The 15,326-nt window shown below is 58.4% G+C and carries 13 protein-coding genes; 6 read left to right on the top strand and 7 right to left on the bottom strand.

What is annotated here, in order from left to right; all coding sequences use genetic code 11:
- Positions 1-206 precede the first annotated feature (206 nt).
- Both AC27VJ_RS12875 and AC27VJ_RS12870 read right to left on the bottom strand, forming a co-directional pair.
- Positions 207-1,202, bottom strand: coding sequence for a sensor histidine kinase (locus tag AC27VJ_RS12875; protein WP_488684379.1), 996 nt, complete (start codon positions 1,200-1,202; stop codon positions 207-209).
- Between the two features lie 112 nt (positions 1,203-1,314).
- On the bottom strand, positions 1,315-2,109 hold the full coding sequence (locus AC27VJ_RS12870; protein WP_113086216.1) for a response regulator: 795 nt from the start codon (positions 2,107-2,109) through the stop codon (positions 1,315-1,317).
- 139 nt (positions 2,110-2,248) lie between these two features.
- On the opposite strand from AC27VJ_RS12870, the gene AC27VJ_RS12865 reads away from it, so the two are divergent.
- Together AC27VJ_RS12865 and AC27VJ_RS12860 are read left to right on the top strand one after the other, a co-directional pair.
- Positions 2,249-2,449: a NepR family anti-sigma factor gene (locus AC27VJ_RS12865; RefSeq protein ID WP_113086276.1), complete on the top strand. Its 201-nt coding sequence runs from the start codon at positions 2,249-2,251 to the stop codon at positions 2,447-2,449.
- Positions 2,449-3,015, top strand: a complete 567-nt coding sequence (locus AC27VJ_RS12860) for a sigma-70 family RNA polymerase sigma factor (RefSeq protein WP_113086275.1) — start codon at positions 2,449-2,451, stop codon at positions 3,013-3,015. The genes AC27VJ_RS12865 and AC27VJ_RS12860 overlap by 1 nt, the downstream gene beginning before the upstream one ends.
- A gap of 48 nt (positions 3,016-3,063) precedes the next feature.
- On the opposite strand, the gene AC27VJ_RS12855 is transcribed toward AC27VJ_RS12860, so the two are convergent.
- The gene (locus AC27VJ_RS12855) at positions 3,064-3,534 is read right to left on the bottom strand and encodes an Lrp/AsnC family transcriptional regulator (RefSeq protein ID WP_488684378.1); all 471 of its coding nucleotides are present in this window, start codon (positions 3,532-3,534) and stop codon (positions 3,064-3,066) included.
- A gap of 153 nt (positions 3,535-3,687) precedes the next feature.
- Here AC27VJ_RS12855 and putA point away from each other — a divergent pair, with 153 nt between their 5' ends.
- The gene (gene putA / locus AC27VJ_RS12850) at positions 3,688-7,371 is read left to right on the top strand and encodes a trifunctional transcriptional regulator/proline dehydrogenase/L-glutamate gamma-semialdehyde dehydrogenase (RefSeq protein ID WP_488684377.1); all 3,684 of its coding nucleotides are present in this window, start codon (positions 3,688-3,690) and stop codon (positions 7,369-7,371) included.
- A gap of 43 nt (positions 7,372-7,414) precedes the next feature.
- Here putA and amaB read toward each other — a convergent pair whose 3' ends face one another.
- Positions 7,415-8,950, bottom strand: coding sequence for an L-piperidine-6-carboxylate dehydrogenase (amaB, locus tag AC27VJ_RS12845; protein WP_488684376.1), 1,536 nt, complete (start codon positions 8,948-8,950; stop codon positions 7,415-7,417).
- A 217-nt stretch (positions 8,951-9,167) separates the two neighbouring features.
- Here amaB and AC27VJ_RS12840 point away from each other — a divergent pair, with 217 nt between their 5' ends.
- Positions 9,168-10,079: a LysR family transcriptional regulator gene (locus tag AC27VJ_RS12840; RefSeq protein ID WP_488684375.1), complete on the top strand. Its 912-nt coding sequence runs from the start codon at positions 9,168-9,170 to the stop codon at positions 10,077-10,079.
- On the opposite strand, the gene AC27VJ_RS12835 is transcribed toward AC27VJ_RS12840, so the two are convergent.
- Positions 10,080-10,967 (bottom strand): DMT family transporter, encoded by an 888-nt coding sequence (locus AC27VJ_RS12835; RefSeq protein ID WP_488684374.1) that lies wholly within the window; start codon positions 10,965-10,967, stop codon positions 10,080-10,082. It lies immediately after the preceding gene.
- Between the two features lie 166 nt (positions 10,968-11,133).
- Positions 11,134-12,348, bottom strand: a complete 1,215-nt coding sequence (locus AC27VJ_RS12830; protein WP_488684373.1) for an adenylate/guanylate cyclase domain-containing protein — start codon at positions 12,346-12,348, stop codon at positions 11,134-11,136.
- A gap of 237 nt (positions 12,349-12,585) precedes the next feature.
- Between AC27VJ_RS12830 and AC27VJ_RS12825 the strand changes: the two genes are divergently transcribed.
- Together AC27VJ_RS12825 and AC27VJ_RS12820 are read left to right on the top strand one after the other, a co-directional pair.
- Entirely contained in the window at positions 12,586-13,893 is a 1,308-nt protein-coding gene (locus tag AC27VJ_RS12825) for a UDP-glucose dehydrogenase family protein (RefSeq protein ID WP_488684372.1), read from the top strand.
- 13 nt (positions 13,894-13,906) lie between these two features.
- Positions 13,907-14,923, top strand: coding sequence for an NAD-dependent epimerase (locus AC27VJ_RS12820; protein ID WP_488684371.1), 1,017 nt, complete (start codon positions 13,907-13,909; stop codon positions 14,921-14,923).
- Between the two features lie 30 nt (positions 14,924-14,953).
- On the opposite strand, the gene AC27VJ_RS12815 is transcribed toward AC27VJ_RS12820, so the two are convergent.
- Positions 14,954-15,265 carry a hypothetical protein gene (locus tag AC27VJ_RS12815; RefSeq protein ID WP_488684370.1) on the bottom strand — a complete coding sequence of 104 codons (312 nt, stop codon included), beginning with the start codon at positions 15,263-15,265 and terminating at the stop codon, positions 14,954-14,956.
- Positions 15,266-15,326: the final 61 nt, after the last annotated feature.

Genomic DNA, 15,326 nt, shown 5'->3' with positions numbered 1-15,326 from the left:
ACGTTGTTACAGCAAGCCAAGCCACTCCCCGTCCCCGCCTGAGGCTTGGCGATGCAGGTTTTGCCCCTGAAAACCTGCCACAGATAGCACGGCTCTACGGAGCCGTGCTTTTGTGTTTTAGGGCTATTTTCAAGCCAGAATACGAGTAGCCATATCATAGCAGCCGTGAACACACGGGCCTTTTCATTATGACGCGCGGCTATTGATTACGTGGGAAGGGGTGCCGGGAATTTCAGGAAATAGTCGATATTGTCAGCAGAGACATTATAGCTCGCCTCTCCGCACAAGGCCGCAGGCACGACCTTTTCCAGCACGACACTTCCGAAATGGCTTCGCTTGCCGCCATCGGCGGAAGCCGATTGTGCGGCTTCGCCACCCAACGGCTCCGTCCAGCGAACTTCGAAAAATTCGCCGTCCTTGCGACAAGCGAGCGTGATGGGAAGATGGCGCGAGAGATTGCCCCCATGGCTGACGGTATTCACCACCAGCTCGTGGAACGCCAGGCCCACATAGAGCGCGCCATTGGGGTTCAGCAAAAGGTTCTCGCCAACCATCCTTATAAGGTTGGGATATTCCGGGAGATAAAGGTCGGCCTGCTGCTTGAGGAGATCGAAAGTCTCCGCGCCGCGCCAGTCCGAATCGGTGATCAAATCCTGGGATTGCGCCAGCGCATGCAGGCGCCCTCGGAATTTGCGCAGGAAATCTTCCTTGGTGAAGCTGAAACGCGCCGTCTGGGCCGACAGGCTCTGAATGATCGCCAAAAGATTTTTGGAACGGTGACTGACCTCACGCAAAAGCGAGCGAAGCAATTGCTCACGACGCCGCTCGACGGTGATCTCTCTGATCGTGGTCTTGAGAACCCGCTGCCCGGACATGTTCACGGTGGAATAGACGTGAAACTGGAAGACGCGGTCCTTGCCCGCGCTGACTTCGAGCATGCCGCGGCTTCCCGCAGAGGTCAGGTCTTTCTTCAGTTCGGACAGACGGACCGCGAGGTCGTTGCCGAACATCGTCACATCGGTCGGGTCTTGCCCGGATTCCGTTGGCAGGCTCCATACGTCGGGCAGGTTGGCGATAAAGATATACTCCTTATCGCGGTCTTGCAGCATAACCGTCTCGTCAGAGTCCAGCAGTGCGAGCACGAGTGAATCGTGCAGATCGCCCTCATCCCGCTCCGCATTATGCCACGCCAGCCGATGCAATATTGTCTCCTAACGCGGAACGGCGATGATGGTCGCGATGCTTGAAAAAACATATCGACGTCAACGCCGGGTAAGAACCCGAGTTCCAAAATCTTTTTAAAATCAGTGCAAGTTATGCGGCGACGCGTGAACTTTCATTGAAGAAAAGAGCCTGACTTATGAGGGCCTTGACCATATCCGGGTTGAATGGCTTGGTGACGAGGAATGTCGGCTCTGGGCGCTCGCCGGTCAGCAGACGTTCCGGGAAAGCCGTGATGAAGATAACTGGCAGCGTCGTCATCTGAAGGATTTCCTTCATTGCTTCCAGACCGGAGCTTCCGTCTGCGAGCTGAATGTCGGCCAGGATCATCTTCGGCTGGGTGCGATGGAACAGCTCGAGCGCTTCCTTGTGCGTGCGGGCAATGCCGGTCACGTTGTGGCCGAGGTCGGTCACCATCTGCTCGATATCCATGGCGATCAGAGGCTCGTCCTCAATGATCATGATATCGGTTGCAACCTGACGGGCGATTTCGGAAGCGGCTTCATCGATCAGCTTGCTGACTTCGCCTTCCGGCACGCGCAGCACCTCTGCAACTTCTGCAAGGGTGAATTCTTCAACCGTTGTCAACAGGAACGCCTGGCGCGGCACGGCGGGAACAGCCGAAAGATTGGCGGAGGCGCGCTTTTCCCATCCGGTCAGGTTCTCATCATTCTTGATGTTGATGGTAACGGAACTAAAGATGGAGACAAACAATTGGTAAAGCGAAACGCGATCGCTGCTCGTCTGCGGAAAAATGCTGACATCTGCGATCAGTGCCTCAAGGCTGGCGGCAACATAAGCATCGCCAGTTGATTGTGAACCGCAAACGGCACGCGCAAACCTGCGGAGATAGGGCAGATGCGGAGCGATGCGTGTAGAAACTGACATGGAATTCTCCCCTGTTCATGCGGTTTGCAGCGCAAACCTGAACGAAAAAACGCGGCGTTTCAAAAAAAGTTCCGTTTGGCTGGAACTATTTTTTCTGCCACGCATTACTAGCGACGTCACCAAAGGAATACCGGAAATCATGAGCATGTTTCAATCGGACCAGGATCCATCTGACAAGGGAACACCGCCGACGGTTCCCGATTCGGGTCGCGCCGTAATCTCCCGAAAACTACGAGAATTGTATGATGCAGTTCAGGATGAGGGAATTCCAGACAAATTTCTCGATCTTCTTGAAAAGCTCGACGAAGCTGAAAACAACGCGAAAGCTTCGAGGGGATGATGGCAACAGATTCGAGCAAGAACGAATATAATTTCAAGCGCGAAATGCTGGCAGCCCTTCCAAATCTGCGCGCCTTTGCCATATCTCTCATCAGATCGCGTGACCGGGCCGATGACCTCGTACAGGATACGATCATGAAGGCATGGGCCAAGCAGGACAGCTATCAACCCGGCACCAATATGCGGGCATGGCTGGTGACGATCCTGCGCAACGAGTTCTACAGCCAGATCAGAAAATCAGGCCGTGAAGTGCAGGATACGGACGGCGCATACACGTCTCGCCTGTCCGTGCCGCCGGAACAGCATGGTTCCGTCGATCTCGCTGATTTCAAGACGGCGCTTGCCAAACTGCCCGAAGACCAGCGCGAAGCCATTCTTCTGATCGGCGCATCCGGTTTTGCCTATGAGGAAGCTGCGGAGATTTGCGGTTGCCCAGTGGGTACGATCAAGAGCCGTGTCAGCCGCGCCCGCCTTCGTTTGCAGGAACTGCTTGGCATTGAAGACGAGAACGAGTTTGGCCCGGATGCCCAGATGACGGCTGTTACCGCAGCGGCTGCGGTACGCTAAACGTCCAAAAGACATTAAAACGGCGTAGCTGCAGGGCTGCGCCGTTTTTTACATTCCGACATCCTTTACTGATTGCATGACAACGAAGGTCGATGTGTTGGCCACGCAGGGCAGGCTGGAAATTTTCTCTCCCAATACCTGTCTATATTTACGGATGTTTGTGGTGCGCACTTTCAGCAGGTAATCGAACGCCCCCGCAATCATGTGGCATTCCTCCACTTCCTTGATCTTGCGAACGGATGTGTTGAAATCTTCGAGCGCCTTTTCCCGCGTGTCGGACAGTTTGACTTCGGTAAAAGCAATATGCTCAAGCCCAAGCTTGGCCGGGTTGAGCATGGCGCGAAAGCCGAGAATGTAGCCCTCATCCACCAAACGCTTCAAACGTGTCTGGCACGGCGTCTTTGAAAGACCGACCTGCTTGGAGAGTTGCAGAATAGACATGCGCCCATCCTCGCTCATCGCTTCCAGTATCTTCAAATCGAAGTGATCCAGATCGCCTGTTTCTGATGGTTTCGCCATCCACTTTGCCTTTTATATCGCGCATTATAAGTCATTTTGTCCTGATATATCGCTAAAATAAGGCCATAGCAATTTCACCGGCAATGATATTCTGAGCGTTGAAAAAGAGCAACGAGAACGCGCGCTCGAAACAAATATCCAGGGGCCGGGCCGATGGCGGAACATGCAGCAATGATAAACACGACACAGACAGATGAACCCGGCAAGATTTTTGCGCAATTCGCGCCGCCGGTGCGACCGCAAAGCCCGCTTCGCCACGCCATTACCGCAGCCTATCGCCGTGCCGAGCCTGACTGCATCGCGCCCTTGCTGGAAGCTGCGAGTGTTTCGCCCGAACAGGCCGATACGATCCGCACCACGGCGCGTAAGCTGGTTCAGGCGCTGCGCTCCAAGGCGAAGGGCACCGGTGTCGAAGGTCTGGTGCAGGAATATTCCCTCTCCAGCCAAGAAGGCGTGGCGCTGATGTGCCTTGCCGAAGCGCTGCTGCGTATTCCCGACGCTGCCACCCGTGATGCGCTGATCCGCGACAAGATCGCCACCGGTGACTGGCGCTCGCATCTCGGTGGCGGTCGTTCGCTCTTCGTCAATGCCGCCACTTGGGGTCTGGTCATCACCGGCAAGCTGACCTCGACCGTCAACGACAAGAGCCTGTCGGCTGCGCTGACCAAGCTCATTTCCCGTGCCGGGGAGCCCGTTATCCGCCGTGGCGTGGATATGGCGATGCGGATGATGGGCGAACAATTCGTAACCGGCCAGACGATTGGCGAAGCCATCAGCCGCTCCAAGCCTTTGGAAGCGAAGGGCTTTCAATATTCATACGACATGCTGGGAGAAGCCGCGACGACGGCAAAGGATGCCGAGCGGTATTACCGCGATTATGAACAGGCGATCCATGCCATCGGCAAGGCCTCTGCCGGTCGCGGCGTCTATGGCGGCCCCGGCATTTCCATCAAGCTGTCTGCGCTGCACCCACGTTACGCCCGTGCGCAGGCACTGCGCGTGATGGATGAGCTTCTGCCGCGCGTGAAATCCCTGATGCTGCTGGCCAAGCGCTACGATATCGGCCTCAACATCGATGCCGAAGAAGCCGACCGGCTGGAGCTTTCTCTCGATCTGCTGGAAGCCATCGCTCTCGACCCGGAACTGGGTAACTGGCAGGGTCTCGGCTTTGTCGTGCAGGCCTATAGCCGCCGCTGCCCCTTCGTGCTGGACTACATCATCGATCTCGCCCGCCACTCCAACCGCCGTATCATGGTGCGTCTGGTCAAGGGCGCCTATTGGGATGCGGAAATCAAGCGCGCGCAGTTGGATGGGCTGGAAGACTTCCCTGTCTTCACCCGCAAGGTCCATACGGATGTGTCCTACATCGCGTGTGCGCGCAAACTTCTTGCCGCCCGCGATGTGATCTTCCCGCAATTTGCGACCCACAATGCGCAGTCGCTGGCGACGATCTATCATCTGGCTGGGCCTGATTTCAAAATCGGCGATTACGAATTCCAGTGCCTGCATGGCATGGGCGAACCGCTCTACAGCGAGGTTGTCGGCAGACAACACCTTGACCGCCCCTGCCGTTTCTACGCGCCAGTGGGAACACATGAAACGCTGCTTGCCTATCTCGTGCGTCGCCTTTTGGAAAACGGCGCGAACTCCTCCTTCGTCAACCGCATCGCCGACCCCAATGTCGCCATCGACTCCCTGCTGGAAGACCCGGTCGCGGTAGTCAAATCCATGGCGACACCGGGTGCGCAGCACGACAAGATTTCCAAGCCCGCCAACCTCTATGGCGCACGCGTGAACTCCTCCGGCCTCGATCTCGCCAATGAAGACACCCTCGCCTCACTCAGCGAAGCACTGTCCGCAAGCGCCGAGACCGAATGGAAAGCCGCATCTCCCACTGCCACCGGTTCCACGCGCCCTGTTCTCAACCCCGGCGACCTCGATGATATCGTCGGCTTTGTCACCGAACCGACCGAAGGCGATGTGACGAAAGCACTCGAAGCAGCCGCCGCATCCACATGGCCGCAGACCAGCGTGGAAGAGCGCGCGGCATGCCTCGAAAAGGCAGCCGATCTGATGCAGGCAAAGTTGCCGACACTGCTCGGTCTCATCATGCGCGAAGCCGGGAAGTCGGCGCCCAACGCCATTGCCGAAGTGCGCGAAGCCATCGATTTCCTGCGCTATTACGCCGCCGAGGCCCGCAACACCTTCGGCCCGCAGCAGCAGGCTCTTGGCCCGGTCGTCTGCATCAGCCCATGGAATTTCCCACTGGCAATCTTCATCGGGCAGGTGGCCGCAGCGTTGGTTGCCGGCAACCCGGTTCTGGCCAAGCCTGCCGAGGAAACACCGCTGATTGCCGCAGAAGGCATTCGGCTATTACATGAGGCTGGCGTCCCTGAAGATGCCGTGCAACTTCTGCCCGGCGATGGCAAAACCGGCGCGCTGCTGGTGGGTGCTCCGCAAACAGCAGGCGTGATGTTCACAGGCTCCACCGAGGTCGCCCGCCTCATCCAGAAACAGCTGACTGCACGCATATCGAGCGAAGGCCAGCCCATTCCGCTGATTGCCGAAACCGGTGGTCAGAACGCCATGATCGTGGATTCCTCGGCACTGGCAGAACAGGTCGTTGCCGATGTCATCGCGTCCGCTTTCGACAGCGCTGGTCAGCGCTGCTCCGCGTTGCGCGTTCTCTGCCTTCAGGACGACGTGGCTGAGCGGACGCTGACGATGCTGAAGGGCGCGCTGCATGAATTGCGCATCGGCAGAACGGATCGCCTATCGGTAGATGTCGGCCCGGTCATAACGCTGGAAGCCAAAGACAACATCGAAAAGCACATCGAATCCATGCGGGCGTCAGGCAACCGCATCGAGCAGATCGCGCTGGCCGGCGAGACGGACAAGGGAACCTTCGTGCCGCCGACCATCATCGAGTTGACGGCGCTGTCCGATCTCAAGCGCGAAGTCTTCGGCCCCGTTCTGCATGTCATCCGCTTCAAACGTGAGAGGCTCGATCGTCTGATCGACGACATCAATGCCACCGGCTACGGCCTGACCTTCGGCCTGCATACGCGCCTCGACACGACGATTGCGCATGTGCTATCGCGTGTCAAAGCGGGCAATCTCTATGTCAATCGCAACATCATTGGTGCCGTCGTCGGCGTCCAGCCCTTCGGCGGACGCGGTCTGTCCGGTACTGGCCCGAAGGCTGGCGGTCCTCTCTATCTCGGTCGTCTGACGAAGACTGCGCCCACTGTCGAGCGCAAGGGTCAGCAAAACGATACGTCCATCACCGATTTCGCCAACTGGCTGGAGGCGAAAGGCGAGACGGCTGCGGCGGAAACCGCCCGTACATCCGCCAAACTCTCCGGCCTCGGTTTCGAAACAGAGCTTGCGGGGCCGGTGGGCGAGCGCAATCTTTACGCCCTGCATCCACGCGGCCATGTTCTTCTGGCCCCGCTGACGGCAAAGGGGCTGTTCCGCCAACTGGCAGCAGCACTTGCCACCGGCAACACGGTCGCAATCGACAAGCAGACGGGTCTGGAAACGGAGCTGAACGGCCTGCCATCCAGTGTTGCAGCCCACATCGCATGGTCGGATGATTGGGCGAAAGCCGGCCCCTTTGCCGGTGCGCTGTTGGAAGGTGATGCTGACAGGGTGCGGCAGATAAATGCCCGGATTGCCGAACTTCCCGGTCCGCTCGTTCTGGTTCAGGCCGCGACGACCGAGGCGTTGCAGGGAACCGAACAGCCCTACAATCTGAACTGGCTGCTGGAAGAAGTTTCCGTCAGCGTCAACACGACGGCAGCGGGCGGCAATGCCAGCCTGATGTCCATCGGCTAAAGATCATCGGCTGGCGAGACATGCTCGCCAGCCGATCTTCCGATTACTCGATATCGAAGGTCACGCCCTGCGCAAGCGGCAGCGCCTTGGAATAGTTCACCGTGTTGGTGGCGCGGCGCATATAGGCCTTCCAGGAATCCGACCCGGATTCACGACCGCCACCGGTTTCCTTTTCACCACCGAAGGCACCACCGATTTCCGCACCCGATGTACCGATATTGACATTGGCAATGCCGCAATCGGACCCATCAGCTGCCATAAAGCGCTCGGCTTCCTGAAGATCGCGGGTAAAAATGGAGGAGGAAAGGCCAGCGGCAACGGCGTTGTGGTCTGCAACGGCCTGATCAAAATCGCTGTATTTCATCACGTAGAGGATCGGCGCGAAGGTTTCTTCCAGCACAGGGCCAACCTGCTTTGGCATTTCGACCAGCGCTGGCTTCACGTAATAGGCCGTGTCCTTGCCAGCCTCGGCAACACGTTCGCCACCGGCGACGACACCGCCATGAGCCTTGGCTTCTTTCAGCGCCTTCTGCATGCCGTCGAAAGCAGCCTTGTCGACCAGCGGGCCGACGAGTGCCGAGGTTTCCAGCGGATTGCCGATGGAGACAGACGCATAGGCCTTCTTCAGACGCGGAACGAGCTGATCGTAGACGCTGTCATGCACGAAGAGGCGGCGAAGCGTGGTGCAGCGCTGACCGGCCGTGCCCATGGCACCGAAGGCGATGGCGCGCAGGGCCATATCGAGATCGGCAGATGGGCAGACGATACCGGCATTGTTGCCACCCAATTCCAGAATCGCGCGAGCAAAGCGCTTGGCAAGGCGCGGGCCGACATCGCGGCCCATGCGGGTTGAGCCGGTGGCAGAGACGAGCGGCACTTTGGGATGATCGACCAGTGCTTCACCCACGGTGCGATCACCGATAATGAGCTGGCTGAGACCTTCAGGCGCATCGCCAAAACGGGCAACGGCGCGCTCGAAAATGCCCTGCACGGCAAGCGCCGTCAGCGGTGTCTTTTCCGATGGCTTCCACACGACCGAGTTGCCGCAGACCAGAGCAAGTGCCGCATTCCACGACCAGACGGCAACGGGGAAGTTGAAGGCGGAGATAACACCGACGACACCCAGGGGATGCCAGGTTTCCATCATACGGTGGCCGGGGCGCTCAGTGGCGATCGTCAGGCCGTAAAGCTGGCGGGAGAGACCGACGGCGAAATCGCAGATGTCGATCATTTCCTGCACTTCGCCCAGACCTTCGGACGGGATCTTACCGGCTTCCAGCGATACCAGACGACCGAGGTCATCCTTGGAGGCGCGCAATTCTTCGCCCAGCAGACGCACCAGTTCGCCGCGCTTGGGCGCCGGCACCAGACGCCATGCCTTGAATGCCGCATCTGCCGTCTCGATAATAGCAGCCACATCACCGGCAGAAACCGTTTTCAGACGCGCGATCTCTTCGCCGCTGACAGGGCTAAACGAGGCCATGTCGCCACCCTGATAGAGTTCAGGGGAAACGCCCATCTTGGCCAGAAGCGCTGCGGCTTCCTTGACAACATCGACCTTGGTTGTGGTTTGGCTCATGACAATGGCTCCGTTGTTCCAAACGCGGGATCGGCGGCGGTGGCGATATGCCAAAAGCCAAATCCGGCTGGGGGTTGCTGCACCGGGTCTTTCTGAAGCGGCGAAAACAATCGCGGTTGACGCCAGACAATACCCGTTTCATTCTCTTTCCTGATCATATACGGGTTCAAGCGCCGTTTTCAAATGAGGAAAGCGGGTAGGTTGATGCGAGACAGGAATGGACACACGCAGACGGCTGGTTCCCGATATCGTTACCTTGCAGGCCTTCGAATGCGCTGCACGGCATGGCAATTTCACGCGCGCCGCTGAAGAGTTGAACCTGACACAGAGTGCCGTCAGTCGCCAGATCAGCGATCTGGAAGCGCAGACCGGCATGTTGCTGTTCGAGCGCATCCGTCGCCGCGTCGTGCTCTCGGATGCAGGCCGCAAATTCTTGCCGGATGTGCAGAGATTGTTGCAGCAATCGGAACAGTTGATGGTCCGCGCCGTGACCGCCGGTTCCTCCAGCGCCTCGCTCTCCATCGCCACGCTCCCCACCTTTGGCAGCCGCTGGCTAACCCCTCGCCTACACAAATTCATGGCCGCTCGCCCGGATACGGCGCTGACCGTCGGCTCCCGCTCGCAGCCTTTCGATTTCGATGAGGAAGGCTTCGATATCGCAATTCATTACGGCCAGCCGGTCTGGGCCCACGGCACCTGCACCTTTCTGTGCAACGAGGTCATCGTGCCCGTGGCAAGCCCTGCGCTTCTCGCCTCCCGAACCGTGAACTCGCACGAAGACATGTTGGAAGGCCCGCTTTTGCATGTCACCACGCGCCCGAAATTATGGACCGAGTGGTTTGAAATGATCGGCCTTGCTTCGGACCGCGCCTATCGCGGCAGTCGCTTCGATCAATTTTCCATGCTCATCGAGGCCGCGATCAGCGGTTTGGGCTTTGCGCTTTTGCCGAAATATCTGATCGAGGCGGAACTGAAATCCGGCCTGCTGAATGTGGTCTTCGACGTGCCGCTGCAAACAGAAAACAGCTATTACATCGCCTTGCCGGAAGGGCGGCAGGACAATGTGTTGGCGCGCGCTTTTCAAAACTGGCTGCTGGAAGAAGTGGGCAGACCGGCTGGCGACCCGTAATCATAGACGATTGCGGAAAAACGGGTTCCAGCGCACGAATCCCAGACGGATTTTCTCGCGCATCATCGTCAGCAACCCCGCCGACGCAATGACGACCAGACCGGAGATCGCCAGCGCATCGGGGTACTCCCCGAAGAAGGACGCGCCGATGGCGACCGCCCATAGGATCTGGGAATAATGCGAAGGTGCGATCTGGCTGGCTGGCGCAATTTTCGTGGCCGTCAGCAAGGTTATCTGGCCGACAGCGGTACACATGCCGATGACGATGAAAGCCCCGATCTGGTTCAGCGTCGGCACCTGAAATTCCGGTATCATCAAGATACCGTTGAAGGTCAGACCATACAGGATGAGCACGCCCATGATCGACGTGCGCTTTTCCCGCCCGGCGAGCGAGCGCAAAAGAACGATGGTCAGCCCCGCCAGAAAGGCCACGCAGAGCGCCGCGAAATGCCCGAGTTCCAGCGCCTTGAAGCCAGGACGCACCACGAGGAGCACGCCGACAATGCCCGCCATGACCGCAGACCAGCGCCAAAGCCCGATATCTTCCTTCAGCACAAGTGCCGACAGAATGGTGACGAAAAGCGGAGACAGAAAAATCAGCGCATAGGCCTCGGCCAATGGCACGCTGGTAAAGGCATAGATGCCGAGAATTCCCGCAAACAGGCCGGAAATCGCCCGCCCATGCACAGCCCACGGCCTGCTCATGCGCCAGAAATGCCGCCAGCGCTCTTCCTTCGGCTTCAGAAAGAAAATCAGGGATGCGGATGACAGAATGCTGAAAAAGCCGATCTCGAAGACGCTGACCTGTGACCCCAACGACTTGATGGTGGCGTCTCCACAGGAAAAGCTGGCATAGGCGAGCAACCCCAGTAGAAAACCTTTTTGCATGGCAACCGATCCCGGCAGGAGAATAGGCCACCGCCTCGCATCGAATCAATGCGCTGATGACGGTGATGTGACGATAGCCCCCACCTCTGGCTACGCCTCACATCGCTGGTAGACAAGGCATGAAAGCACAAAAATCGTTCCCTTTTGTTCGGGAACGCTCGGGCTGTCAGCAGATTTCCGGGTCGATGGTGAAAAGCTCGTGAGCCCGAGCAAAACCGCGAAGCGCGAAGCGCCCGATGGACACCATCAATCCGCGCATTTCTTCCGGGCAACCCGCCGTGAACTCCCGCGACATGACCGTATCCCGGTCCACCGAGGCGCACAGGCCGCTGATGCGGCTGACCATATTGACGGCCGGACCCACCACGGTGAAATCCAGCCGGTTGCGGCTGCCTATATTGCCATAGAAGACCTCACCCACATGCAGGCCGAGATAGACGTCGGTCGTCGGCAGTCCCTCCATGCGGCGTCGATGATTGAGAACGGTGAGGTTGGTTCGCATGGTGATTTCCGATGCCAGTGCGGCAGCGCATCCTGATTGCTGATCGCCATCGCGGAAGATCGCCAGTACCCCGTCCCCGATCAGCTTCAGCACACTGCCGCCATGGGCGTGGATGGCATCGATGACCAGACCGGCATAGTCATTCAGAAACGGAATGATCTGGTCCGGTTCGGCCCGGTCGGAAATGCCGGTGAAATCCCGCAAGTCGGAAAACCACAGGACTGCATCGATCCTCTCGACCTCGCCACGGGTAATCGTTCCGCTCATGACCTTTCGGCCCGCATCGCGGCCCAGATAGACATCGCTGATCGTACCGATGATGCGCATGCAGCAGGCCGCCTTGACGGCGAGTGCCAGCGTGGGCAACAGCATGCGCAAGGCCGCAAGCTCATCATCGTGAAAACCTTCCGGGTGGCGCGTCAGCCACTGCGAATAAAAGGCGTTCATCTCCCCGATGCTGCCGCGATCCGTGAAGCGGTGGACTGCCGCTAGATAATCCGTATGTCCGGCATCTCTCAGTTCGGAGAGCTTTGGAAACCGCGTCTCTTCACCGAGAAAAAACCGGTGCCGCGCCTCATGGGCATTTTCCTTGATGAGATGAAAAAAGACCGAGCTTTCCCAGGCTTCCCGCGCCTCTCCGTCATCGGTGAAATCATAGACGCTGGAGGATTCGAACACATTATGGCTGTCCCAGCGAAAGGCATGCCCTTCGAAATCGGGATGCAGCGTATCCATCAGTATCAGCGCCGAGGAGATGCTGATCCCCGCCCCATTGCAGCGTTCGCAAAAGCCGGACAACAAGGTTTCTTCGGCAACCCCTTCATAGCCCTGCTGCGAAAGCCAGAGTGAAATTTCCGAAAGGCTGGATTGCTGGATCATGGATGCCGGTTTTTCCTGAAATAAGCAGCAGAAGACATGGTGGGTGAACGCTTCACAAGCCCTGTGGTGCCTTGTCGCCGGTTCCATTTACAACAATTTCTTGAAATCGTCCGTTGAAAACATGCTGCACGCTTGGCCCCGGCAACGAAGGCGGATAAACAGCTACTCAAAATGCTGTTTTGACGCGCAAGTGCGGCTGGCGAGCGATCGTCCGCCTTGATCCCGAAAGGTTTTTCGATGCGTATTGTAATGATTGGCTCTGGTTATGTCGGGCTGGTTTCAGGTGCCTGTTTTGCCGATTTCGGCCATGACGTCATCTGTGTCGATAAGATGCCGGAAAAGATCGAGGCGCTGAAAAACGGCCAGATCCCGATTTTCGAACCGGGTCTTGATGTCATCGTTGCCAGCAACGCCAAGGCCGGTCGCCTGAGCTTCACCACCGATCTCAAGAGCGCGGTTGCCGATGCCGACGTCGTCTTCATCGCGGTTGGAACGCCATCACGTCGTGGCGATGGCCATGCCGATCTCGGCTATGTCTATGCCGCGGCACGCGAAATCGCAGCAGCCGTGACCGGCTTTACCGTCATCGTCACCAAGTCCACAGTTCCAGTCGGCACCGGTGACGAAGTCGAGCGCATCATCCGCGAGGAAAACCCGAGCGCCGATATCGCCGTCGTCTCCAATCCGGAATTCCTGCGCGAAGGTGCCGCCATCGATGACTTCAAGCGCCCGGACCGTATCGTTGTCGGCCTGTCCGATGAACGCGCGCGGCCTGTGATGACGGAAGTCTATCGCCCGCTTTACCTCAACCAGTCCCCGCTGCTGTTCACCACGCGTCGCACATCCGAGCTGATCAAATACGCCGCCAACGCCTTCCTCGCCATGAAGATCACTTTCATCAACGAAATGGCCGATCTGTGCGAAAAAGTCGGTGGTGATATTCAGGATGTGTCACGCGGCATCGGCCTGGATGGCCGCATCGGTGCCAAGTTCCTGCATGCAGGTCCCGGTTATGGCGGCTCCTGCTTTCCCAAGGATACGCTGGCACTGGCAAAGACCGCGCAGGATTATGACAGCCCCGTCCGCCTGATCGAGACGACCATTGCCGTCAACGACAACCGCAAGCGCGCCATGGGCCGCAAGGTCATCGCTGCCGTGGGTGGCGATATCAGAGGCAAGAAGATCGCCGTACTGGGCCTCACCTTCAAGCCCAACACCGACGACATGCGCGACAGCCCGGCCATTGCCGTCGTCCAGACCTTGCAGGATGCGGGCGCCAAGGTCACGGGCTACGACCCCGAAGGCATGGTCAATGCGCGCCCGCTGATGGAAGGCATCGAATATGCCGCCGGTCCCTATGAGGCGGCGCAGGGAGCGGATGCGGTGGTGATCGTGACCGAATGGAATCAGTTCCGCGCGCTCGATCTCGAGCGGCTGAAGTCGATCATGGCCTCACCTGTTCTGGTGGATTTGCGCAATATCTATCGCCCGGATGAGGTCACCGCACACGGCTTCACCTATGCCGGCATCGGCCGTCCATCATAAGCAAGGCGAAAACATGCGATATCTGATCACCGGCACGGCGGGTTTCATCGGCTTTCACCTGGCAAGGCGTTTGCTGGATGACGGCCATTTTGTCGTCGGCTTCGATGGCATGACGCAATATTACGATGTTGCGCTGAAGGAAAAACGCCACGCCATTCTGGCCCGCTCCAACGGCTTCAAGGCCCAGATCGGCATGCTGGAGGATGCGGATGCGCTGAACCGTGCCGCTGATCTGGCAGAGCCGGAAGTGATCATCCACCTCGCCGCACAGGCAGGCGTGCGCTACAGCATCGATTGCCCGAAGGATTATGTCAGCTCGAACCTCATCGGCTCGTGGAATATTCTGGAACTGGCAAAGAACCTGCAACCGAAGCATCTGCTGCTGGCCTCCACCTCTTCGATCTATGGCTCTAATGAAAAAGTGCCCTTCGCCGAAAGCGACCGCGCCGACGAGCCGATGACGATTTATGCGGCCACCAAGAAATCCATGGAGCTGATGGCGCATAGCTACGCCCATCTGCACAAGGTGCCGACCACGGCCTTCCGTTTCTTCACGGTCTATGGCCCGTGGGGTCGCCCGGATATGGCGCTGTTCAAATTCGTGGATGCGATCTTGAAGGGCCAGCCCATCGACATCTACGGCGAAGGCAAGATGAGCCGTGATTTCACCTATATCGACGATCTGGTCGAAGGCATCGTGCGGCTGAGCCACATACCGCCCTCGGAAGACAATCGCGTGACCGAAGAAGGTGTAACCGACACGCTGTCGAAACACGCACCCTTCCGCGTCGTTAACATCGGCGGTGGTCAGCCGGTGGAACTGATGCGCTTCGTGGAAACGGTGGAAGACGTTCTCGGCCAGAAAGCCATCCGCAACATGCTGCCCATGCAGCAGGGCGATGTACCGCGCACCTTCGCCTCGCCTGATCTGTTGCGGGCGCTGACCGGCTACGCGCCAGATATCACCATCGAAACGGGCGTTTCCGCCTTCGTGGACTGGTATCGCAACTGGCAATCCGGCAAGGCCTGATCTCTCAGGCCGCCGGATTGCAGATAGAATTTAGCTATTGGCCTCTTCTCCCTCACCGGTCTGCAACAGACGGGTCAGTTCGGCGCAATTCGGATCGTTCGCATCGAGCAACTGCACCGGTGAGGTCCAGCCGAGCGTATAGCCAGCAGCCGTCGCAATTGCCCAGGACGGGTCTTCGCCAGCACGCTGAAGCAGCTTTGGGCCCTGCGCCGCAATACATTGCTGGGACTGCTGAATGGATTGGGCCGACGCATTGGCGCCCTGAAGACGGTCCTGCACCTCGGCCTGAATGGGGCTCAAAACGAAAAGCGTGATGAACCACACGGCAATATCGGAAATCATGCGCTAACCTCTGCACACTCGGCGAAGACATCGGAAAAGGTCCGACATCGTGAAAGCGCCG

Source organism: Agrobacterium sp. 20P9.1.2 (genome assembly GCF_057799395.1).
The sequence above is the reverse complement of the archived record's forward strand: the minus strand, read 5'-3'. Positions and strand labels throughout refer to the sequence as shown.